Annotated in this window: 17 protein-coding genes, 1 tRNA gene and 4 pseudogenes; 10 read left to right on the top strand and 12 right to left on the bottom strand. The window is 46.8% G+C overall.

The annotated features are described in order from the left end of the window. Nucleotides 1-289: 289 nt before the first annotated feature. Both HFV01_RS17830 and HFV01_RS17825 read right to left on the bottom strand, forming a co-directional pair. Nucleotides 290-1164 (bottom strand): IS630-like element ISAtsp1 family transposase gene (locus HFV01_RS17830; RefSeq protein ID WP_108614981.1). Its coding sequence is split into 2 segments (ribosomal slippage): nucleotides 290-837 and nucleotides 837-1164, totalling 876 coding nucleotides; the frame shifts between segments, so codons are not numbered across the junction. A 65-nt stretch (nucleotides 1165-1229) separates the two neighbouring features. Further along, a pseudogene (locus tag HFV01_RS17825) lies at nucleotides 1230-1763 on the bottom strand (IS630 transposase-related protein); the annotation flags it as partial. A 206-nt stretch (nucleotides 1764-1969) separates the two neighbouring features. Here HFV01_RS17825 and HFV01_RS17820 point away from each other — a divergent pair. Next, entirely contained in the window at nucleotides 1970-2149 is a 180-nt protein-coding gene (locus tag HFV01_RS17820; RefSeq protein WP_006625930.1) for a hypothetical protein, read from the top strand. Nucleotides 2150-3111: 962 nt separating this feature from the next. On the opposite strand, the gene HFV01_RS17815 is transcribed toward HFV01_RS17820, so the two are convergent. Next, complete coding sequence (locus HFV01_RS17815; RefSeq protein WP_008053270.1) at nucleotides 3112-3495, bottom strand: hypothetical protein; 384 nt, start codon at nucleotides 3493-3495, stop codon at nucleotides 3112-3114. 1047 nt (nucleotides 3496-4542) lie between these two features. On the opposite strand from HFV01_RS17815, the gene HFV01_RS17810 reads away from it, so the two are divergent. Next, on the top strand, nucleotides 4543-4722 hold the full coding sequence (locus tag HFV01_RS17810; RefSeq protein WP_008050473.1) for a hypothetical protein: 180 nt from the start codon (nucleotides 4543-4545) through the stop codon (nucleotides 4720-4722). A gap of 828 nt (nucleotides 4723-5550) precedes the next feature. Here the strand turns inward: HFV01_RS17810 and HFV01_RS17805 are convergent. After that, a pseudogene (locus tag HFV01_RS17805) lies at nucleotides 5551-7198 on the bottom strand (IS1634-like element ISAtsp2 family transposase). A gap of 997 nt (nucleotides 7199-8195) precedes the next feature. Here HFV01_RS17805 and HFV01_RS17800 point away from each other — a divergent pair. The 5 genes from HFV01_RS17800 (at nucleotide 8196) to cynS (ending at nucleotide 12843) form a co-directional block, all read left to right on the top strand. Next, nucleotides 8196-9800, top strand: coding sequence for a CmpA/NrtA family ABC transporter substrate-binding protein (locus tag HFV01_RS17800; protein WP_006620531.1), 1605 nt, complete (start codon nucleotides 8196-8198; stop codon nucleotides 9798-9800). A 144-nt stretch (nucleotides 9801-9944) separates the two neighbouring features. After that, on the top strand, nucleotides 9945-10760 hold the full coding sequence (gene ntrB / locus HFV01_RS17795; RefSeq protein WP_006620530.1) for a nitrate ABC transporter permease: 816 nt from the start codon (nucleotides 9945-9947) through the stop codon (nucleotides 10758-10760). Beyond that, nucleotides 10760-11629: an ABC transporter ATP-binding protein gene (locus tag HFV01_RS17790; RefSeq protein WP_006616530.1), complete on the top strand. Its 870-nt coding sequence runs from the start codon at nucleotides 10760-10762 to the stop codon at nucleotides 11627-11629. The genes ntrB and HFV01_RS17790 overlap by 1 nt, the downstream gene beginning before the upstream one ends. 10 nt (nucleotides 11630-11639) lie before the next feature. Continuing rightward, on the top strand, nucleotides 11640-12071 hold the full coding sequence (locus HFV01_RS17785; RefSeq protein ID WP_006620528.1) for a nuclear transport factor 2 family protein: 432 nt from the start codon (nucleotides 11640-11642) through the stop codon (nucleotides 12069-12071). Nucleotides 12072-12402: 331 nt separating this feature from the next. After that, nucleotides 12403-12843, top strand: coding sequence for a cyanase (cynS, locus tag HFV01_RS17780; protein WP_006620526.1), 441 nt, complete (start codon nucleotides 12403-12405; stop codon nucleotides 12841-12843). Nucleotides 12844-12921: 78 nt separating this feature from the next. Here the strand turns inward: cynS and HFV01_RS17775 are convergent. From HFV01_RS17775 to HFV01_RS17745, 8 genes and pseudogenes are all read right to left on the bottom strand, one after another. Then, a pseudogene (locus HFV01_RS17775) lies at nucleotides 12922-13984 on the bottom strand (ISKra4 family transposase). Between the two features lie 213 nt (nucleotides 13985-14197). Beyond that, nucleotides 14198-14404 (bottom strand): annotated as a pseudogene (locus tag HFV01_RS30895) (IS1 family transposase); the annotation flags it as partial. 1110 nt (nucleotides 14405-15514) lie between these two features. After that, nucleotides 15515-15588, bottom strand: a tRNA-Met gene (locus HFV01_RS17770). Nucleotides 15589-15632: 44 nt separating this feature from the next. Beyond that, on the bottom strand, nucleotides 15633-16586 hold the full coding sequence (locus HFV01_RS17765; protein WP_006669933.1) for an asparaginase: 954 nt from the start codon (nucleotides 16584-16586) through the stop codon (nucleotides 15633-15635). 22 nt (nucleotides 16587-16608) lie between these two features. Next, nucleotides 16609-17109 (bottom strand): CGLD27 family protein, encoded by a 501-nt coding sequence (locus tag HFV01_RS17760; protein WP_006620520.1) that lies wholly within the window; start codon nucleotides 17107-17109, stop codon nucleotides 16609-16611. Between the two features lie 22 nt (nucleotides 17110-17131). Beyond that, nucleotides 17132-17572 carry a ribosome silencing factor gene (gene rsfS / locus HFV01_RS17755; RefSeq protein WP_006620519.1) on the bottom strand — a complete coding sequence of 147 codons (441 nt, stop codon included), beginning with the start codon at nucleotides 17570-17572 and terminating at the stop codon, nucleotides 17132-17134. A gap of 77 nt (nucleotides 17573-17649) precedes the next feature. Further along, nucleotides 17650-18888, bottom strand: coding sequence for a glycosyltransferase family 4 protein (locus tag HFV01_RS17750; protein WP_006669932.1), 1239 nt, complete (start codon nucleotides 18886-18888; stop codon nucleotides 17650-17652). A 44-nt stretch (nucleotides 18889-18932) separates the two neighbouring features. Beyond that, the gene (locus HFV01_RS17745) at nucleotides 18933-20624 is read right to left on the bottom strand and encodes a DUF3352 domain-containing protein (protein ID WP_193520256.1); all 1692 of its coding nucleotides are present in this window, start codon (nucleotides 20622-20624) and stop codon (nucleotides 18933-18935) included. A 79-nt stretch (nucleotides 20625-20703) separates the two neighbouring features. Between HFV01_RS17745 and thyD the strand changes: the two genes are divergently transcribed. Genes thyD through HFV01_RS17730 form a run of 3 tightly spaced genes read left to right on the top strand, consistent with a single transcriptional unit; the run spans nucleotide 20704 to nucleotide 23283 of the window. Next, nucleotides 20704-21624 carry a thylakoid membrane protein ThyD gene (gene thyD, locus HFV01_RS17740; protein WP_008049569.1) on the top strand — a complete coding sequence of 307 codons (921 nt, stop codon included), beginning with the start codon at nucleotides 20704-20706 and terminating at the stop codon, nucleotides 21622-21624. Beyond that, nucleotides 21624-22979 carry a GTP-binding protein gene (locus tag HFV01_RS17735; RefSeq protein WP_006620515.1) on the top strand — a complete coding sequence of 452 codons (1356 nt, stop codon included), beginning with the start codon at nucleotides 21624-21626 and terminating at the stop codon, nucleotides 22977-22979. Before thyD ends, HFV01_RS17735 begins: the two co-directional genes overlap by 1 nt. After that, nucleotides 22963-23283 carry a hypothetical protein gene (locus HFV01_RS17730; protein ID WP_006669929.1) on the top strand — a complete coding sequence of 107 codons (321 nt, stop codon included), beginning with the start codon at nucleotides 22963-22965 and terminating at the stop codon, nucleotides 23281-23283. Before HFV01_RS17735 ends, HFV01_RS17730 begins: the two co-directional genes overlap by 17 nt. The last annotated feature ends 192 nt before the right edge of the window (nucleotides 23284-23475 follow it).

Below are 23475 nucleotides of genomic sequence, written 5' to 3'. Positions count from 1 at the left end.
ATCAAGAGACCTGCTTTCTACTTCGATGTTCAGAGCTATATGCACCACGTAGTCTTTAAACTCGTCCTCGCCATTATACTCTTACTGACCGCAGTATCTATATCCCCACCGTGACCTGTGGGCATATCCCAACCATGACAATTGGGCTTTAGCTTCTGGTCACATCCTTCACCCTCTAAGCATGCGCTTACATTTTTCACTACTGCCTTGTGAATAGCATTACTCACTGGTTTATAGGCAGAGCATTAGAGGGGTTACAACGTTCCGATTATAGCATTAGTCAAGGTGGTTAGGACGCAGCTTTGAGAACGGAATCCATGGCATCATGGAGAGAATCAAACTGCTCAATGCAGTGGCGAATACGGGCTTTCAGCCACGACCAACATTTCTCTATCTTCTTGAGGTCTGGCGAATAAGGTGGTAGATAGAGTAAACGGCATTGAGCTGCCTCCACCAGTTCAGCAATCCGTCCCCCTTTATGAAACGTTGCATTGTCCAATACTAGAGTCTGACCTGGCTTCAATGTTGGAATTAAGATGAACTCCAACCACAACTCAAACACTGTCCGATTACAACAACCCTCAAAGCTAAAGGGAGCTAAGAGTTGTTGATGACACCATGCGGCTATCATACTTACCCTGCCCTGCCTCTTCCCTGATTTGAGTGCATGGAAGCGTTTTCCTTCCTCGCAGTAACCATAAGGGTAATCCGAGTCCTGACTATTCATGCCGGCTTCATCGAGGTAGACCACTTCTTCCGGCTCCATCTGTTCAATCTGAGCCATAAACTCCTCTCGCTGTTGCTCATCACGTTCTTGGTAGCCGTAAGTTTTTTTCTGGTGAAGCCAATTTTCTTCAAGGCTCTGGATATGGTGCGAGGAGAGATGTCGTCATCCCAAAGTTCAGCCATTTGAGCTGCTGTTTTGTCGCCATGCTCTTGGGCAAAAGCCTTGAATTTTTGCCAGTCGGTAATTTTGTGGTTATTGCCAGGTCGGTGATGAGGTTTAGGGAGGAAGTCTCCGGTCTGTGCTTTTCTTTGCAGCCAGAGATTAATGGTGTTCCTGCTGACATGGAAAACTTGACTGGCTTCTGTTTTGGGCATACCGTCTAGTTCAATGGCATCAATAACTTTTTGTCTGAGGTCGTAACTATAGGGGGCTGGCATTTTTGGTCTTCTTAGTCATCTCGTCCTCTCCATTATACGTCCTAAGTGTTCTGTCTTGTGCTATAGCTCACCCTGTCCTGCCTCTTCCCTGATTTGAGGGCATGGAAGCGTTTTCCTTCCTCGCAGTAACCATAAGGGTAATCCGAGTCCTGACTATTCATGCCGGCTTCATCGAGGTAGACCACTTCTTGTGGCTCCATCTGTTCAATCTGAGCCATAAACTCCTCTCGCTGTTGCTTCCAACGTTCTTGGTAGCCGTAAGTTTTTTTTCTGGTGAAGCCAATTTTCTTCAAGGCTCTGGATATGGTGCGAGGAGAGATGTCGTCATCCCAAAGTTCAGCCATTTGAGCGGAGGTTTTGTGGCCATGCTCTTGGGCAAAAGCCTTGAATTTTTGCCAGTCGGTAATTTTGTGGTTATTGCCAGGTGGGTGATTAGGTTTAGGGAGGAAGTCTCCGGTCTGTGCTTTTCTTTGCAGCCAGAGATTAATGGTGTTCCGGCTGACATGGAAAACTGGACTGGCTTCTGTTTTGGGCATACCGTCTAGTTCAATTGCATCAATAACTTTTTGTCTGAGGTCGTAACTATAGGGGGCTGGCATTTTTGGTCTTCTTAGTCATCTCGTCCTCTCCATTATACGTCCTAACTTTCCTGTCTTGTGCTATATATGGGCATTCCATCGTTAGATTTGTCCTCTCCGCCGGGGTACTTTTAAAGGTCTGTGTAGGTAGTCGCACGAACCCCCTACTTTTCCCCTTGCCCTTTTGAGCGCAGCGTGTCAACCTATTTCGCTGCTAGTGTATTACGATGGTTCAAGTCGGACATTCGGTCTTGCTAATCATAGATGGTTGGCAGTGGTCGCGTCTTGGTAGTAGGTTCTACCTCACGCCTTCCGTTCCCCGCTTCAATCCTGGAGTTATGATTTCCAAAACTGGGGGTGGCTATCGCCGTTACTCTCTACTCCCTGATTTCTCAGTTCGTTTATGACCTTGAGTTCCCTGCCTTGCTTAGTTCCCTAAGCGTCGGGACATATAACCAGTTATGAGGATGGTCAGGAGAGGTCTCCTTATATCCAGATTCGGAGCTGGAATCCTCACCGGGTAGTTATTTCGGGCATTTCAGCCCTATTTCATACCCGAACGTCTCGCACCATGCGCTTACACTTTTCACTACTCTACGAGATGTGCTCGCAGAGAGCCTAATAGGGGTTTAAACGTTCCGTCTATATGGGCATTCCATCTTTAGATTTGTCCTATCCACCGGGGTACTTATAAAGGTCTGTACAGGTAACTGTAAAATATCCCTGTTGTTCCCCATGCCCTTTTGAGCGCAGCGTATCAACATATTTCGCTGCCTAGTGATAACGATGGTTCAAGCCAGACATTCGGTTTCCCTAATCTCCTGGATGGTTGGCAGTGGTCGCGTCTAGTAGTATGTTCTACATCACGCCTTCCGTTCCCCGCTTCAATCCTGGGTTTGTGATTCCCAAAACTGGGGGTGGCTATCGCCTTTACTCTTTCCCATAATCGCCCCAAGTGGATTTTACTCCTCCTAAGTTCACCTGGACGGTAAATTTGGCGATTTCTTAAAATGGGATTGACCTTGAGTTTCCTGCCTTGCTCGTTTTAAGCCCGAGTGTCGGAACATATAGACAGTTAAGGGGTAAACTGGGTTGATTCAGTCTATCTCCCTCTAGGAGGTTATTTCAGGCATTGCAGCCTTATTTCACTCCTAAACGTCTCGCACTTTATCCATCACTACAACGCATCATTACCTCTTTAGCACTACCCACCCCGGAGCGGCTCCCCCACCAGTTGCTTTCACTGAACACTAGTAAGCCACTGCCGCCTAGGACCGAGCGGTATTTGGAGCCCGCGCCCGCGATCACCTTTCCTGAACACTAGTAACTTTCGTTTTGGCGCGCGGCGATTACGAGAGGAGCGCCACCACTAAACTTCACTGAACACTAGTAAGCCACTGCGCCCAATAACCTGGCATCCCCATAAGTCAACCCCTCTTGTGCGAAGCACCCAGTAACTAGGCATCCCAACCAAGGCACGCCAAGGACTATCCGCGCCGGCGATCGCACGAGAATCTAAAAAACAGAAAACCTTGCCTCCCCACAAATCAACCGCCTCTAAAAACCAGCCAACCGCACCTCCCCACAAGTTAGCCCAAACCAGCCAACTGTCCGCGCCGGCGATCGCCCTACCTCTCAACTCACCCCGACTAAGGAGCATTCCAAAACCCGCCACCCGAAAAGCGATCGCCTCAAGCTCCCCCCATTGGCGGCGGCGGAACCCACCCACCCACGGTATTAAGGGCTTGGTCACAAAGTTAAATTCGTTCCGCTACGCTCCACTCATGGATTTTACCGCTGCGCCCTTAATCCCTCCCCCAGCGCCGCCAAACCCCCCGCCACCCGAAAAGCGATCGCCCTACCTCCCTACCAGATTAGAAAAACAGTCAACCGTCCGGAAAAGCGATCGCCTAACCTCCCCGGTAATCTCTAAACTGCAAATACTTTCACTTTAGGAAAATCTCCCCGGTGTCTCTAAACTGGTTATGGTCGAAAGAGAAGTCACCTTCCCCAACTCCAATTCCAAACCGTGCTTGATACTTTCACATCACACGGCTCCTGATGTGGACACCCTATTGTCAGTAGGAACAGGGCTACAACCCCCTGCTTTGTGACTTCAACTTTGGGAGCTATATACAACACGTAGTCTTTAAACTCGCTCACGTCATAAGCACTCTTACATCATCGCAGTCTCTATATCCACACCGTGACTAGTGGGCATATCCCAACCATTACAGTTAGGCATTGGCTTTCAGTCACATCCTTTCCCCTTATAGGGTTAGGGGTCGAGAGTGAAGTCACCTTCACCCTCTCCCATTCAGAACCGTGCTTGATAGTTTCCCATCACACGGCTCCTGGTGTGGATACCCTATTTGTCAAAGGAGCAGAATCAAGAGACCTGCTTTCTACTTCGATGTTCAGAGCTATATGCACCACGTAGTCTTTAAACTCGTCCTCGCCATTATACTCTTACTGACCGCAGTATCTATATCCCCACCGTGACCTGTGGGCATATCCCAACCATGACAATTGGGCTTTAGCTTCTGGTCACATCCTTCACCCTCTAAGCATGCGCTTACATTTTTCACTACTGCCTTGTGAATAGCATTACTCACTGGTTTATAGGCAGAGCATTAGAGGGGTTACAACGTTCCGATTATATGGGCATTCCATCGTTAGATTTGTCCTCTCCGCCGGGGTACTTTTAAAGGTCTGTATAGGTAGTCGCACGAACCCCCTACTTTTCCCCTTGCCCTTTTGAGCGCAGCGTGTCAACCTATTTCGCTGCTAGTGTATTACGATGGTTCAAGTCGGACATTCGGTCTTCCTAATCATAGATGGTTGGCAGTGGTCGCGTCTTGGTAGTAGGTTCTACCTCACGCCTTCCGTTCCCCGCTTCAATCCTGGAGTTATGATTTCCAAAACTGGGGGTGGCTATCGCCGTTACTCTCTACTCCCTGATTTCTCAGTTCGTTTATGACCTTGAGTTCCCTGCCTTGCTTAGTTCCCTAAGCGTCGGGACATATAACCAGTTATGAGGATGGTCAGGAGAGGTCTCCTTATATCCAGATTCGGAGCTGGAATCCTCACCGGGTAGTTATTTCGGGCATTTCAGCCCTATTTCATACCCGAACGTCTCGCACCATGCGCTTACATTTTTCACTACTGCCTTGTGAATAGCATTACTCACTGGTTTATAGGCAGAGCATTAGAGGGGTTACAACGTTCCGATTATATGGGCATTCCATCGTTAGATTTGTCCTCTCCGCCGGGGTACTTTTAAAGGTCTGTGTAGGTAGTCGCACGAACCCCCTACTTTTCCCCTTGCCCTTTTGAGCGCAGCGTGTCAACCTATTTCGCTGCTAGTGTATTACGATAGTTCAAGTCGGACATTCGGTCTTCCTAATCATAGATGGTTGGCAGTGGTCGCGTCTTGGTAGTAGGTTCTACCTCACGCCTTCCGTTCCCCGCTTCAATCCTGGAGTTATGATTTCCAAAACTGGGGGTGGCTATCGCCGTTACTCTCTACTCCCTGATTTCTCAGTTCGTTTATGACCTTGAGTTCCCTGCCTTGCTTAGTTCCCTAAGCGTCGGGACATATAACCAGTTATGAGGATGGTCAGGAGAGGTCTCCTTATATCCAGATTCGGAGCTGGAATCCTCACCGGGTAGTTATTTCGGGCATTTCAGCCCTATTTCATACCCGAACGTCTCGCACCATGCGCTTACACTTTTCACTACTCTACGAGATGTACTCGCAGAGAGCCTAATAGGAGTTTAAACCTACATTCCGCAGGTTGATAGGTAATTAACCGGATGCGTAGTAATAGCGCTCAACGGGTGGACCGAAGAGGTGAATAATCAATCGCCGTTCATCATTGAGATTGCTAATCTGCCTTTGCCCATCGAGATTAACCCAGTGGATTCCTTGAAACTTCTGCATAATCCAGCGAAAGGTCGGTTTAGCGGTGGGTTGTTGGCGTTGGTCGCGCACCGTTTGCTTCTGAGCATCTAGCGCCTGTCGCAGTTGGCGTTCGGCGAGGGTATACACCATAAGGGTTAGGGCCATGATGAGAGCTAAGGCCTCGACCCGCTGCGGCTTTTTGACAAAGACGCTACTGGCAAAGAAGAGGGGGTCTTTGAGGAAGCGAAAGCCTCTCTCGACGGTCTGTTGCCCTTTATATTCGCTCAAGCAGGTCTGAGCCGGCCAGAGGGATTGCTCCAGTTGATTGGTGGCTAGAATAAAGCGACTACGCTGACGGCTAAAGCGGTCTTCCGCCGTGGCGGTCTGCTGTAACGTGGCCTGGAGCCGATAGCCCTGAACTGGGGTGGGTTCGGCGGATTTGGCGGGACGACCGGGGGGTCGCTTGGCCCGCACCGTCTCCAGGGAGACCTGAGTGAGCTGATGCACCTCGAGTCCATCTTGAAACTGCATCAAGGCCTCGAGGGCATCGGGTTTGCAAGCAAAGACCCGCTGGGTCAGCTTTTTCAATTGGCGGTTGAGGCGGTGTTCGAGCTTCTCTAATTCGGGTTGCCAGAGGTCGGCATTGGCTTTGCGGGTTTGGCTTTCGACGAGGCGCCAGCGCTGGCGCACTCCGGCATAGGTCTGCTCAATCTCCCACATCCGGTAATCCTTGGAGTTGCAGGGGACTTCAGTCAGTCGGGTGACATCGCTGTGCACCAGCTCTTGAGCCGCTTTTAGGGTCAGCGACGCCGTGATAGCCACCCCGTGGTCTCCATCTGCGCTGATTGGCTGCTGTGTAAAAGGCGGCATCCATCACAACGATACCGTCGCTAGTCCATTGGTCACCAAACGCCTTGAGCACCTCTGCAAACTGCTGAGTGTCCTGTTCATTGCCACTGGCCAACTGCAACCATAGCGGCACGCCACCGTCGGCGGCACAGACTAGAGTCATCAAAAACTGTTTCAAATCTGGACGATGGTCTCGGGAATAGCCTCGACACAGCCGAATTGGGCTGGGTTCTGCTGATGTCTCACCGGGGGGAGCTGACTCAAGTCCTACCTCGGATTTCCCCTTCGAGCACCGCTGATACTTCCCTTCTACTGAGATCGAGGTGGCATCGAGATGACGCTGTTGAATATCAATTCCAAATCGTTCCACAGCCTGGAGCGCCACCTGGAGAAAAAATGATGTCGTCCCTTCTGCGTAGAGTTCATCCAACACTCGACCTAAGCGGTCGTCATTCAAGTGACGAGCCTCTACCCCTTCCCCGAGCAGATGAGACACCGCTTTACTCTCAAAAAACTCGCTGAATAAATACAACGGTGCACTGAGAAAGCCTAGGGCGTTCAAAATCATGGCTTTAACCACTTGTCCGGCACTCACATGCTCCAAGCTATGAGGTTCAATCCGCTTATCCGTCAACTCGACCAGGCCAAGTTCGTCAATCACTCCAGCCACTAAACCCAGATGGTCTAAATTTTTAATCTGCATCGCCAGAGCCTACCGCTCGAAGGAACCCTTTCTAGCCTAGACTAGCACCATATCTTTTATTCCCTGTCAACCTGCGGAATGTAGGTTTAAACGTTCCATTTATATGGGCATTCCATCTTTAGATTTGTCCTATCCACCGGGGTTACTTATAAAGGTCTGTGCAGGTAATACTAAAAACTTCCTGCTTTTCCCCTTGCTCTTTTGAGCGCAGCGTGACAACCTATTTCGCTGCCTACTTATGACGATGGTTCAAGCCAGACATTCGGTTTCCCTAATCTCCTGGATGGTTGGCAGTGGTCTCGTTTTTGGTGTTAGGTTAAACCTCAGAGCCTTCCGTTCCCCGCTTCAATCCCGGGTTTGTGATTCCCAAAACTGGGGGTGGCTATCGCCGTTACTCTCAACGCAATTGTTAAGGAATCATTAATATTTCCAGTTTGGCGTTTTGACCTTGAGTTCCCTGCCTTGTTTTGTATATTTCTATACCAAACGTTGGGACATATAAACAGTTATGGGATGGTCAGGGTACGAGTCCCTTATATTTCACCAAGGGGTGAAAGTCCTACTAGGAGGTTATTTCATGCATTGCAGCCTTATTTGACTCCTAAACGTCTCGCACCAAGAGGTTGCACTTTATGGAAACAGAATGGCCGCGGTTATCCTAAATAAGGGGATTGCCTAACCTGTTATCCGCAAAAAAAAAGCGAGCGAGCTAACAAACGCCCGCCCGCAAGCCACTACAGCGCCCAAACAGAGAGCGGCCAGCCCCGCCCGAACTGGCCAGCCGGCAACGAGCCAACAAACACTGGACAACTAACAACAAACCAGCACCCGCACCGCCGAACAGCCAACGCACCAGCGCCAATTTTATATTGGTTAAATAAAATGGTTGAGCGCAAAAAAGGGAAAAAACTTCAGGTAAAAGTATCTATTGATACAGTTCATGTCGGAGAAAACAGTTTAATGCACATGGTCAGTTTATCTACTCACATGTATAATCATGAAATTCGCAAAGACGGTCTTATCTCAGCGAGATGAATGGAAAGGAGTAGAAAACCTTTGTATTAAATGTGGTAAATTTCATCCAAGTCAATCTCATTGGGAATTCATGGAAACCATGCCCAGTGATCCTTTGCACATGATCAATGACTTGACCAAGATGGGAGTATATAAACCCCAAACATTTGGTATTGCCGATGCTCTGAGTACCGCCGAACTAAGAAAAGAGTTATTTTTGAAAATGGCGGGTAAAGGTAATCCCAAGCGTGAAAAATTGGTCTTGGAATTAGCAAAACAAGCGGGAGGTTTGGATAATGCCTTTTCTGCCGCCTTTGGAGCAAAATCTGGGCAGTTTTTTGGGGATGCCATCCGTAATGGGGAAGTAAGTCGCCGTAAGTTTTTACAAAATATTGCCATCGGTGCAGCCCTTGTTACCCTGGTAAATGCTTGTGGGGATACGGTAATTGATCCTGATGATCCTCCCCCAGATGTATCGGATTTGGAAAAAACAGATTTACGAGTGGGCTTTATTCCCATTACCTGTGCAACTCCCATTATTATGTCTCAGCCTTTGGGCTTTTATCAAAAACATGGTCTAAATACTCAGAACGTCAGAATGCCAAGCTGGGGAGCGATAAGAGATTCCGCCATTGCGGGGGAATTGGATGCTTATCATATGTTAGCCCCCATGCCCATTGCCATGACTTTAGGATTAGGCTCGGCTACCTTTGGAGTGAAACTGGCTAGTATTGAAAATATTAATGGTCAAGCCATTACCATAGCCGACAAGCATCGGGGTAATGTCAATAAGCCAGAAGATTTTAGAGGCTTTGTTTTGGGTGTACCTTTCCCTTATTCAATGCACAATTTACTGCTCAGATATTATCTCGCCACTGGTGGTATTAATCCCGATACTGATGTTACCATTCGCTCTGTACCTCCCCCAGATAGTATTGCCCAGCTAATTGCTGGAGATATTGATGGTTTCTTGATGCCTGATCCTTTTAACCAAAGAGCCGTTTTTGAAGGGGCAGGGTTTATTTATAAACTTACCAAAGATCTTTGGGATGGTCATCCCTGTTGTGCTTTTGCAGCCAGTGATACTTGGATAAACGATAATCCTAATACTTTCCGAGCTTTGAATAAAGCAATTATTCAGGCAACGGATTACGCTAGTGAGTCAGGAAATAGGGAGGAAATTGCCGAGGCTATTTCTGGTAGATCTTTCCTTAATCAACCTGTGGAGGTGGTTAAAGCCGTATTAACGGGTAATTTTGAAGATGGTTTGGGTAATAGTTTTAATGTACCCGATCGCATCGATTTTGACCCCTATCCTTGGCAGAGTTTTGCTAACTGGATTACGTCTCAGTTAGTCCGTTGGGATATTTCAGGAAATGGTAGGGCAGCCCAATTGATCGCTGATGGTAGTTATGACGAAATCGGGCAGGATGTGTTTTTAACGGATTTAGCGAGGGAATTGGCTCAGGAATTAGGACAGACTCCCCCTGATGATATTTATCGCACGGAAACCCTGGCTTTGGATGAATTTAACCCTCAAGATCCAGAAGGCTATATACAGGCTCAAATTGATGAGTTTGGCTTCTAGGAGTTTATCCTCCCTAGCCCCTTAATAAGGGGGTAATGAATAGTTACTTATCAATTCCACAATTTTTTGTGGATAGGGGGGTAAAACTAATGCAGAGTTTGCCTTGTTGTTTTGGCAAGAAAGAGAACACTAATTGCAGTCAAGATGAATATTACTCAAGACAATAAATTTAAACAATTCTTAGAAAATGAAAACATAAAAGCGCTGGGGATATTCCTTATTTCCCTCGGCATTTTTCTCTCATCGTGGGAAATAGGGGCAAATCTGGAACTATTTTCCCAAGGAGTACCTACCGCTTCTCTGACTATTAAGGAGTTGTGGTGGTGGTTGACTAATCCTTTTTTCAATAATGGCCCTAATGATATGGGTATTGGTTGGAATTTATTGATTAGTTTGCGACGGGTGGCAATCGGTTATATTATGGCTTCGGTGATTGCCGTACCCTTGGGCATTTTAATCGGTATTTCTAAAATTGCTGCGAAAGCGTTTAACCCCTATGTACAGTTACTCAAACCAGTTTCTCCTTTGGCTTGGTTGCCTTTGGGTTTATATTTATTCCGAGATTCCGAAAAAACAGGTATTTTTATTATCTTAATCAGTAGTATTTGGCCTACCCTTGTCAATACAGCTTTTGGGGTTAGTAATGTTAACTCCGATTATCTTGATGTGGCGAGAACTTTGGGTGCTTCCCGTTGGCGCACTATTTTTAAGGTAATTATTCCGGCGGCACTACCTAATATTATTTCGGGATTAAGAATCAGTATGGGTATTTCTTGGTTGGTAATCGTGGCGGCAGAAATGCTTTTGGGCACAGGGTTAGGTTACTTCATCTGGAATGAATGGAATAACCTATATTTACCTAATATTATCGTTGCCATTATCATCATCGGTTTGGTGGGTTTAATACTTGACCAAATTTTTATCTTCCTTGAAAATCTTGTTTCTTTCGGTAAAAAATAATGACTGTATCTAATCAACCAGAATATTTAACTTATCTTGAAGCCCCAGATACTGTTCAGGTATGTTTAAGGGGAGTATCAAAGGTATTTTCTACTAAGCATGGCTTATTTGGCAGTAAGAAAAAAACTTTTGTCGCCCTTGAAAATATCAATCTCAATATTGAATACAATAATTTTGTCAGTATCATTGGCCCTTCGGGTTGTGGTAAATCTACTTTATTGAGTATTATCGCTGGTTTAACCTCGGCAACCACAGGCTCGGTAATGATGAACAAAGAACCCATCACAGGGCCGGGGCCTGATCGTGGTATGGTGTTCCAAAATTATGCCCTCATGCCTTGGATGACGGTGGAGGAAAATATCCGCTTTGCCCTGGAGACGGTTTACCCGAAAATGTCTCCTACCAATTTAAAAAGAATTGTAAAAGAGCATTTACAAATGGTGAACCTGGAAGGGGCGGCAAAAAAACATCCCCATGAGTTATCAGGGGGTATGAGGCAAAGGGTAGGGATAGCCAGAGCTTTGGCTATTAATCCTGATATTTTGCTGATGGATGAGCCTTTTGGGGCGCTAGATGCTCTAACTCGTGGTTTTTTGCAGGAAGAAATCGAGCGAATTTGGGAAGAACATCGCAAAACTGTAATCATGATTACTCACAGTATTGATGAGGCTTTGTTACTGTCTGATAAGATTATTATGATGACCAAAGGTCCGGCGGCCGGTATTGCTCAGGTGTTGGATGTGCCTTTTCCTCGTCCTCGCAATCGTCTTGAGGTGGAAGAACATCCCGCCTATCATGATTTGAAGGTGGCGATGGAGGAACATTTATACCGAGAAACTCGCGCCGTGGAAGAAGCGAGGGTGGCTTAGGAAGGTGATTATGGTAACTGAATCTAAACCCCCTTTTCCTCCTTTTACCCTAGAGACGGCGACTCAAAAGGTCAAGATGGCTGAGGATGCTTGGAATATCAGAGATCCTGAAAAGGTTGTTTTAGCTTATACGGTTGATTCTCAATGGCGCAATCGTGATGAGTTTTTGTCTGGTAGGAAGGAGATTAAGGCTTTTTTGTATCGTAAATGGGCAACGGAGTTGGATTATCGTTTGCGTAAGGAGCTATGGGCTTTTACGGGCGATCGCATTGCGGTGCGGTTTGAGTATGAGTGGCATGATTCATCTAACCAGTGGTATCGTGCCTATGGTAATGAGATGTGGGAATTTGCGGAAAATGGTTTGATGCAATATCGATTTGCGAGTATCAATGATCTGGCTATTGCTGAATCGGATCGTAAGTTCCTTTGGGAAAGGGATTAGATCCTTGTCTGTTCCCCGCAAATTTGGGGCTAGATCCCCCCCCAACCCTCTTAATAAGGGGGGAGTCTCAACAAAACAATTAATTTATTTATGGTAGTCCTTTTGAATTGTAAGATCAGATCTCCCCTTACCTCCCTTAACAAGGGGGCAATGAAGGCTAATGGTTTACAAGTTTGGATAATCAGTTATATCAAAAGTCGGGGTTTTTGCCCCCTAAATCTCCTAATTCTGGGGGTTTCCACTATTGCTATTTATCTGGACTCAATATTACAAGTTATTTAGGACTACCATGTTTACCAATCAAAAAATCAACAAATAAGGAGAATTTTAAATGACTGCACCTATTACTGAAAAATTATTGGCTGCTAAGAAAGCAAGAGGCGTTAGTTTTACTGAGTTGGAGCAACTTTTAGGACGGGATGAGGTTTGGATTGCGTCAGTGATTTATCGTCAGGCGAGTGCGGATGAGGCTGAAGCCAAAAAGTTGGTGGAGGCTTTGGGTTTACCTGCGGAGTTAGCGGATGAGTTGACTGTGCCTCCTCTCAAGGGTTCTTTAGATCCTGTTATTCCTTCTGATCCTCTGATTTATCGTTTTTATGAAATCATGCAGGTGTATGGGATGCCTATAAAAGAGGTAATCCATGAAAAGTTTGGGGATGGTATCATGAGTGCGATCGATTTTACCCTCGATGTGGAAAAGGTTGAAGATCCTAAGGGCGATCGTGTCCAGGTGATTATGTGTGGTAAGTTCTTACCTTATAAGAAGTGGTAGCACTAATTAAATAGATGGGTGCATCTCAATTAGGAGATGAGTATAATTACTCAGGGCAAAAATCTACTCTTACCCTGATTAAGCAGCTAACGCGCCATTTAGGTAGGCACAGGGATGCCTCAACACCTTCGGCACATTCTCCCTTCGCCATTGTGCCCCCGGCAACTTCACCCTCATCCCAATTTGTTTCACCAACGACTCCACCCGACCCCAACCAATCGATTGCCCCGCTTCCTGCCCAGCCTGGTAGTCTATAATCCTAGTCTGGTGATGCTTTAAGTAATTGATAAACCCCGTCGCTCCCCGACATGGCTCTGGGCGTAGATACTCAATTGCCTTCTGGGTCTCTCCTCGCCATAGCAGTGCTCGCATCTGCGACTGTTGAGCCGGTGTTCCTTGCACCTTGTTGGCATTTTCCATTATTAGATACCAATCGAGCACTTCCATCCGTTGCTGTGATGTCCCCATCTCACTGACAATGTTCCACACCCCCTCATGACCATCTCCAAGACAGGTAAACTGCTCCCCTAGGGGTTGGGCATTCACCCCACTCCAGTAGTCCTTGATTATCTTTAAAGAACGCTACACCCCCTTGCTCATGAACATTTAACCCTTTGTATTCTCTCCACTCACAGGGTTGACTCTCCTCAGTGGGCAGGCGAACCATTCCTCCATCTAGGCTCAGTTCCGTGTGGGGGGTCAGTTATCTCCACCTCACACCAGTCCTCTCGCTGTACAAGGCGTTGGAGCGTACTGTGGGAGATGCTCATCCCGGTCAGTATCGTGATATCCTCTTCGGCTCGTTGGTAAGCGTTATTAGCACTAACGAGCAAGCAACACTTCTCAAAGTATGGACTCCAACGAGTCCCTGGCTTCACTTGCAGTTGTTGACCTTGAGCGGTAGTGAGGGTGAGTTTACCGAGGATACTGGTCAGGGTGAGTTGTTTTCCGCTGTGGCGGTCTGTTGCCTGGTCGATAAAAAAACTCCTAGTTGAGGCAAGACGTGTTCTTGAGTAAGAGCACGAACACTCTTCTCAATGGCTTCAAGGGCGGTGAGTTCAGCAGGGTTAGCTTCGCTGTAGAGAATGGCCGCAATCGCGTCAAGGTGTTGCTGGAGTTGAGCTGGTTTCTGAGAATCCATGAGTAGAGGGAGGGTGAGTGGTGCTTCGCTCATTATGTAGGGCTGTGGGTGAAGGTTGCACTAAGTACAATTACTCATTTCTTAACTGAGATGCACCCAACGTGAGACTATTTGAGTAGGGGTCGAGAGAGATGTCGCCATCTCCCCCTCCCATACAAAACCGTGCTTGCGAGTTTCCCAGCACACGGCTCCTAATTTGACGGTACTGGTCACTTAAGGTGGCAAGTCTCGAAAGCTCCTCAGAGAAAGCCTTGGGCCAACACTCACCGCTCGTGAGGCGAAACCGAGCGCCATGGCAGGAGTCTCCCAACTCGACCATCGCGGTCTAACCCAATTATGGATTAAACGCTGTACCGAGAGTGCTCGCTCGAGTCCTGATGGCGTTTTGGCGTAGAGATTTTGTCGGCGTCGAAAGGCACTATAGCATTAGTCAAGGTGGTTAGGACGCAGTTTGATTCTCTCCATGATGCCATGGATTCTGTTCTCAAGGCTGCGTCCTAACCGTATTGACTAGTGCTATAGAAGATAAAAAGCAATCACCCCATCTCCCAATCAACAGAGATGATATTGATGATGATGGTTGGCGTAAGCCCTAACACCTAACAGCCTAACAGCCTAACAGCTAACCACATACCCCAATAACTTAATCACCCCCTATGGTTTCTGACTGTAGGGGGTGTCTATGTATTTTTTGCTAACAGTCTAACTGCAACAGTCTCATTAAATGTCAATTTTTTCATTAGGTCAAGTGCCAACAGTCTAACTGCAACAGTCTAATTACGGGTTTATATGAATGCTTACCCTATCATGTCCAGATAATACCCAGAACTACTTTACCCCTAACAGATAGCTTTACCTACAACCTACGACTAAGATTTTTGGGTAAGGTGATTATGTTGGTATCGGTTTCCGCACGGGGTGATTGCCAACAAAGATTGGAGACTTGCTGATAATTATGTGGGTATCGAGTCCCATCCCGGTAATTGTCACCAGTTGAAAAGTTGTTTGGGGGTATCGGGTTGGAGCCGGTAGATGATAGCCCATAGTTTCCCCTCACCGGAGATTATGAATCAGACCCATAGATAACCGGATAGGCGATCGCCACCATACTTTCATAATCTGATACTGAAAGGCGGTCTGATATCTTTGTACGTTGATTCCCTAGCGGGTTCCCCCCTACGGCTACCTACGGCTATCGTGTTGGCTTTGAAACATACCCTCCCCCCATAACCGGAACAAGCACTATTGGGGAAGTGACCGCCGTGATAGCAGTCAATGGTGACGAACGAACCGATAGGCTTGCCCTTGACGGGTATCACAAGGGAACCACCCTATCAGCGTCCGGTTATGGGAGTGATATGGGTATTTGACAGATTGATTAAGTTGTGCTTGTTGACTGAGTAATCATCCTATTGAGAGAATTATTTTCCTGTGTTAGGACTAGCTTATGAGTAATATCTGAGTAATTAGGTAGGATAACCATTATAGGCAACTCCCGCCACAGTAGATATATCAACGTTTTCGGTTTAATAGCGGGGAGCGGATTTGAACCACTGACCTTCGGGTTATGAGCCCGACGAGCTACCAGACTGCTCTACCCCGCGCTGTATGAATACAGTATAAACCAACAGCGGAGAAATTGCAACCCCTAAATCATAATTAATTCTCCGCTAACCTCTAAGCGCTTAAAATTATTGAGACTCATGAACTTATCAGCGAGGTTTTCAGCCATTGTGGGAGTAATCCAACCCATCTGAGTGAGTAGATGAATAGCGATCGCATATTTAGCACGATTCGCCCCATCCATAACCTTAATCGCCAATCCCATACCTTCACCGACCCGACCCACGCACTGGACTCCCTCAGCCCCAGACTTACTGATGAGTTCCCCTTGTGTTAATCGCATCAATTCGGTATCAAAATGTCCCTCACAGGCGACAAACTCGGGGTGATGGGTCATAGATCGGACAATGCGTTCCATGTCCAAATTATCACCGGAAGCCAACTGAGCATATAAAGTCGCGATCTGAGACAATTCCATCTGATAAGTTGGGGCTCCGCAATCATCCCTAGCGCCGACAAACTCATCTCCGGGAATACCCAAAAGTTCTCCCAGCTTGGAGATAATCAATTGTTGCACGGGGTGTTTACGCTGTAGATAGGTCTCCAAAGGCCAGTGACGTTGACGACAGACGGCCAGCATTCCGGCGTGTTTCCCAGAACAACCATGTTCAAGGGGGCTACGTTTACCTTGAGGAATAGGGCATTGTAGATGAGAAGGGTCAATATCACAGCGCCACAGAATATTAAAGGCTTGTCTAGCCTGTTCAATCTGTCCGTGATGGGAACTACAAACGATCGCCAAATCACGGTCAGTCAAATCATAACGTTCTAAAGTGCCAGTGGTAGTAATTGCCAAAGCCTGAAAGGGCTTCAAAGCCGACCGAACAAAAGTAGAAGTGTCTGGACTACCAGCCAGAAACAGAAGTTTACCCCGGTTATCACAAACGGCGGCTTGAATGCGATGGACGGCTTCTGTAATCCCCTCGCGCAACAATTTAACTTCCAATTCCGCTGTGTGTGTACGTTTTCCCCTTGTCATATTTTCCGAATCAATAATAATTTTAAATGCCGATCCAAATCATCCCTCCCATAGCCACAACCAACCCTAAACCATAGCAGGTTTGTTGAAGTCGGTATAGGAGGGGTTGCACCTGATGGGTAATAATTAACCGGTCTTGGGTGATAAATTCAGGAGTTTTTACCCAAGTTTGACCGTCATACCATCCCGACTCCTCATAAAAAACCGTTGGACTAATTAAACGCGATCGGATATACCACCATCCCAAATACAACCGCAGCAAAACCAAGGCCAGAAACAGAGTGGAACCTGCGCCCGCACTCAAAATAAAATGGACAGGACTCCGTTGGGGGGCAAAACTAGCAGCCGCGACGGGGGCAAAAATTACACTGGACCATAGCCACACAGTTGCTAACTTGCCCAGATATTTCGGCCATGGTAATGTTACCCAACTAAAAAACCAAGATTCTTGGAGTTCCTGATATTCATTGATGGGAAGTTGTTCTGGGGGGACGGGGCAGACTGAAACAGAAACCTTTCTCATAAGTATTTTTAGGGCTTAGGGTTTAAGTCAGTGCAGACCAGCTAATTTTTTCAGCATGACCCCAGAAGGCTTCTAAATTATAGAACTCTCGTTCCTCTGGTAGCAAAATATGGATCATGACATCACCATAGTCTACCACTATCCAAGAACCTTCGCTTTGACCATCAATTCGCAGCGGTTGTCGCTGGTTTTCCTCTTCTACTTTCTGGATAATGGCTTGATGAATGGCCCTAACCTGAGTATTTGAGAACCCGGTGACAATCAGAAAGTAGTCTGCTAAGTAGGAAACTTCAGTAACTTTCAGCAGTGTAATGTTGTCGGCTTTGCGATCATCAGCAGCGATCGCCGCCGCGATCGCTGTAGCTAGGGTGGGGTCATCAACCCGACCCGTAAGGGTAGTAGACCCATCTGGTGCATATTGACTATGGCTATTATTAAACATTAAGCGATAAAATTCCCCCATTAGTGACAGGTTGGACGGATGCGATCATTCTAACAACTCGAATGAAGATCCGGTGTGCAGGTATCCGGTGTTAGCTGTTAACGAGAGTTGCTGACCTCGGTAAATAGGGCTTCATATTTACTCAAAGCTAAATCAAAGCTAAATTCTTCCTCGGCGAACTTACGGCCCTGCTTACCCAAGGCCTCGACTAAGTGGCGATCGCCATATAATTTCAAGACCGCATCAGCCATAGCCTGGGGATCTTCCGGGGGAACCACCACCCCGCCGCCGCTTTTGATGACAGCCACCTTAGCCGTCCCAGTATCTGGAACCGATGCCACGATCGCCCTACCACTAGCCAAAATCACGGGAATTTTTGAAGGTAGATTAAACGCCGTGACATCTCGTTTTTGCACCACCAAACCCACATCAGCCGCCGCCAACATTTCCGGCAATTTTTCCCGGGGTTCAAAGGGTCGTAATAACACATTATCTGCCTGATGAACCTTACATAACTCTTGGAGATTTGCCAAAGCCTTAGACTCCCCTACAATCACAAAAGCAATGTCACTAATATGCTGAAGTTTAGCGGCTGCTTTAATCACAGTATCCATCCCTTGAGTTAGGGCAATATTGCCAGAATAAAGCACCACGAATTTATCGGTTAATCCGTGGGCTTGCCTAAAGGGGTTGTTTTCTTTAGGCAAAGGATGAATAAACTTGGTATCCACCCAATTAGGAATATAGGCAATTTTATCGGCGGGGACACCTTGCCGTAATAAATTATCCCTAAATCCCTCAGCGATTACACTAACTCGACTCACATTTTTATAACTTAATTCTTCGACTTTGCGGGCGGTCTTCAACACGAAGCTATCCCCCTCAACCAACTTAACCCGCATGGCTGCTTCCGAGACCATATCCTGAAGATTTAACACGACCGGGCAGCGTCTAATGTTCGCATATACAGCCACAGGCAAAGATACAAGTAACGGGGGAATTGTGGCAAAAATCACGTCAGGTTTCCAGCCTTTAAATGCTTGTACAATACTGGTAGTAATAAAACTCCCATCTAACATCAACCTAGCTTTTAAGCCTGGTTTAGGTCCTTTAATCCAAATAAAACTCCGCTGAATTTCTACGCCATTTCTCTGTTCAGTCAGATAAAATTTACCCTGATATTCTGGATAAACGCGACGTTCTGGATAATTAGGCATTCCGGTAACTACCCGCACTTGATGACCCCGTTTAACTAAACCTTCAGCCAGTTCAGTCATTAAGGGAGCAATACCAATGGGTTCAGGATAGTAGTTGTAGGAATAAATTAGGATCCGCATAATTTTCAGCTCATTTTGAGGAAATAAATTCAACTATCTTCATCTCAGTATCTTCTAGGTTTTAGGGTCAGAAGTACCTCAATAGCGATATGATCATCGGTTGGTTGAGTGGTACTGATACCAACTCCTTGGACTGAGTTAAGTAGGCTAATGGTTCTCCTTGGTAGGGCGACAGCAGGCGCAGCTAGAAGGTAGCTTGTCGCCCAGGACAGTAGGTTTTCCATATCTAAGTAAACATAACTGTGTAATGGTTCTGGTAAAGATTTGGTAATTTTCTGAAATCGGGTTGTTTCTGTTAGGGATGGATTAGGAACCTGAGTCATGGCTTCAACGACAGGACCACCAAAGGCGACAAATAGGAGATTAGGGGTTAGCCATCCATGTCCGAACAGAGTTCCTTGTTGGGGGTCATTCCATTCGGTTACTTCGATCCCTTCAATGGTTCGCTGTTCGACGTTAACGGGGGGATTACTTTGGGCGATAATCTCATCAAGTTGGTCTAAGGTGTTTTGGGCGATCGCCTGATTACTGGTTTCTAAGACCAATGCGCCGCCTAATCCCAGGGGGGCGAGAATCCCTTTTTCGGAGGCGATCGCCGCCAGGGCGAATTCTCCATCCATCCAACCAAATACTTCCTCATCTGCATCAAGTTCAATAGCGGCCAATCCATACCTTATCTGTTTTACCATGTCTTGAATACTGGGATCAATTTGGCTTTGGTCAACCAATTTTAACCACAGTGCATTAATTCCCTGACTATTCACCATAGCAACAGTTTCTGAGGGAAATCTGGAAAGAATTTGACCTACTTGGGGGGAGGAGTTAACGGGGGTTGGCGATCGCCTCTGCTGCATTATCCCTCTCATCCTAAATCCTGTTGGTTCTACCCCTAAACTCACCATGGCAGATTTAATTGGGGCTAATTTAGATACCCGACTCCAAGATTCCCAAGACGAGTCGGAAAACTCGGATAATTTGTCTAAAAATAGGTTATAGTCTGCCACAAAAATAGTGATTAAGGGCATGGGAACCATGTGGGATTCGGTAGGAAATGGTGCTGCGGACAAGGGATAACTAATATCAGTTGTGGCTTGATTGGCGGTTTCGGCTGCGTTTATACCTTTCCACAATTCGGCTAAGTTAGGTTCTCCAAAACTCGTGTCGATCGCTTTTTGGATGGGTTCGGGACTAGCTGCTACTAACAGGCGATCGCCCACTCTAGCTATATGGTATATTTTACCACTATCCTCCCCATATTCATAAATAGTAATACCCCGGTATTGTGGCGGTTTTCCTGACACACTGACTTCCGCATTTAGCCGACTCATAAACTGGTTAGCCCGCCAATTATTTTTAATAGCTAATATCATGAGTAGATCAGCATCTTCCGACTTTTCTGAGGGCAACACACTCACTAAAATTCCCCCTAGCCAAGGTTTAATATCTCGGTCAAAATTTAGGGAAGTTCCGGCTAAACTCTGTTGTTTAATACTTGACAAAAACTGATTTATATGATACCTACTCTGCTGATTACCAAATTGTCTTAAATAATAGAGTGCCGATGGATTAGGGGTAACAAAAACCGCCATGAGTGCATTTTCAGGAACCAATCGAACGCTGTCTTCTGGGCTATAAACCTGTACTCGCAGAGTTCGCATATAAAGCAGTCCAGCCACTGTCCCCGTAAAAGCGATCGCCACAGTAGCCATAATCAGTTTAGACTTTTTTAAGGTCATGTTCAAAGTTGATAGTTGACAGTTGACAGTTGACACTTGGCAGTTAAAAATTATTAATTATTAATTATTAGTTGAGTTCATGAAAGTAGCAATTACAGGAGCCACCGGATTTGTGGGTTCACATCTGGTCCAACAACTCCACTCCCTAGGTTATCAAATTATCGTGCTTACCCGTAACCCGGACAGAGGGCGGCGGGTGTTTCCCGTAGCCAACTACCCCCAACTAGAGATTGTGGGCTATACTCCCACCGAGTCAGGTTCATGGGAAGATGCGATCGCAGGCTGTGATGGTGTAGTCAACCTAGCCGGAGCCCCCATAGCCGATGAACGTTGGACAGAAGCCCGGAAACAGGAACTATACCAAAGTCGAGTTATCCAAACCGAAAAACTTGTCTTGGCTTGCACCAAAGCCACCCCTAAACCTCAAGTTTTAGTCAGTACCTCCGCCATAGGCTACTACGGAACCAGTGAAACAGCCACCTTTGACGAAAGCAGCCCCCCAGGAAACGATTTCCTAGCCAACCTCTGTCAGCAGTGGGAAGCAGCCGCCGCCCCGGTGAAAAACAGTGATATCCGTTTAGTGATCCTACGATTTGGTATTGTACTCGGTATGGGAGGTGCTTTGGGCAAAATGCTCACCCCCTTTAAACTATTTGCCGGGGGACCCCTGGGCAGCGGTAAACAGTGGTTTTCCTGGATTCATATTAGCGATTTAGTTAATCTAATTCGCTTCAGCTTAGAAAATCCCCAAGTTGAGGGGGTTCTTAATGCTACCGCCCCTAACCCGATCCGCATGAACGAACTATGCCAACAAATGGGTCAAATTATGAATCGTCCTTCCTGGTTGCCTGTGCCTAGTTTTGCTCTGGAAATGCTATTAGGAGATGCTGCTATCGTAGTATTAGAAGGCCAACAGGTGTTACCATTACGCCCCCAATCCTACAATTTTCCATATCAATATTCTACGGTGAAACCAGCCCTAGAGGAGATTCTCGCCTAATGTCTCGATCTGACCCATCCACCGCCCATTTCCAACGTGCGCGCAGCAGTTTACAGCAGGCGTTAAAGCGTTATGGTCAAATGCGCCGCCAACCAGACCCACGGGGTAGCCAACTACAAGCTACAGTACAGGAACAGCTTGATACTCTGGCTGCTAATTTGGAAAAACTAGACCAGGGGTTAATTCGGATCGCCGCTTTTGGTTTGGTTAGTCGTGGAAAGTCGGCGGTTTTGAATGCTTTGTTGGGTCAGCGAGTCCTACAAACTGGACCAACTCACGGGGTCACGCAATGGCCGCGGTCTGTGCGCTGGACGGTGAGACCGGAAGAAATACGGGAAGTAGAACCCATTGATGTGGAGTTAATCGATACCCCTGGACTTGATGAAGTCGCGGGCCAGATTCGGGGTGAAATGGCGCGGGAGGTTAGCCGTCAGGCGGATTTGATTCTGTTTGTGGTGTCCGGGGATTTGACCCGCACGGAGTATGAGGCGATCGCAGAGTTAAAACGTACCCAAAAACCTTTGATTATCGTATTTAACAAGATTGACCTTTACCCCGAATCTGAACAGGAGGCGATTTATCGGAATTTGGAAAAGTTGGCGGTGAGGGGTTCGGCTATGGTTCCCTCCTCTATAGAAATTGTCCGGGTCGCTGCTGAACCTACCCCCCTACAGGTGCGGGTAGAATGGCCAAATGGCCGCACTACTCAGGAATGGGAGTCGCCACCGCCTCAAATTCAAGAGTTACAGCGGGCGATCGCTACTATTGTTTATCGGGAAGGGCGATCGCTTTTGGCTTTAAATGCTTTGGTTCAAGCGCGGGAAGCTGACCGAGCGATCGCACGCCAGACTGTTCGTTTACACCGTGCCGAAGCCGAAGATTTAATCTGGAAGTTTACCCAATATAAAGCCATAGCCGTCGCTATCAATCCCGTCGCCTTTTTAGATGTCGCGGGCGCTTTTTTCGCCGATTTGCTGTTAATTCGCGCCTTGGCTAAGTTGTATGGGTTGCCTATTACCAGTTATGAGGCGGGGAAATTATGGCGGCAAATTTTGGCCAGCTCTGGGGCGATTTTATTGGGTGAAATCGGTAGTGGTTTACTCCTAGGAATCGGCAAAACTGGCGCGGTAGGAGTGGCTAATTTTCCCGGCTATGCAGGAGCCGCTATTACTCAAGCTGCGATCGCTGGTTATGGTACTTATGTTGTCGGTCGCGCCGCCCAGGTTTACTTAGAACAGGGTTGCACTTGGGGGGAATATGGTATTGATACCGTCATTCAAGAGATTATTAATCAGTGCGATCGCGAGACGGTAATTTATCGTTTACGACAAGAATTTGATGATTTTATTGGATAGCATGAATATTCTACACTTACAGCCCGAAACTATTGCCACCATTCAACAAATGTCTGAACCGGAAATTAAAGAACTTGAGGCGTTTGTGCAATTCCTCGCCTGGAAAAAATGCCGAGAATCAACAGAACCCTCTTCCCCCCCTGAATATAGCGCCTTAGTGCCTTCGGTTCCGGGGAATATTACCTTAGCTTCAGAATCTCCCCCTACTCTCACTCAAGAAAATTGGCATAAGGCTTTAGAAATGATCACCCAAGAACGTCTCAGTCAACTGCGAACACTACACCATCGCTTGAATTCTCCCTAGAAACCTAGACAATCACTGCGGGCTATGATATAATTCCATGATATGCTATCATATAAACGTCCCATCATACTCCCATGATAGGCTTAGTCAGCTTCGCCTATAAGGGAGTACCAGTGGTTGATTTGAGTTGAGCTAATAACTACTCAAAGCGCGAAACTCTCAGCACTGGTAAACTCACCCTAATTCATTCAC

Origin of the sequence: Limnospira fusiformis SAG 85.79, from assembly GCF_012516315.1 — a bacterium.
Taxonomy (GTDB): Bacteria; Cyanobacteriota; Cyanobacteriia; order Cyanobacteriales; family Microcoleaceae; genus Limnospira; species Limnospira fusiformis.
This window is presented reverse-complemented; position numbering and strand designations above follow the sequence as displayed.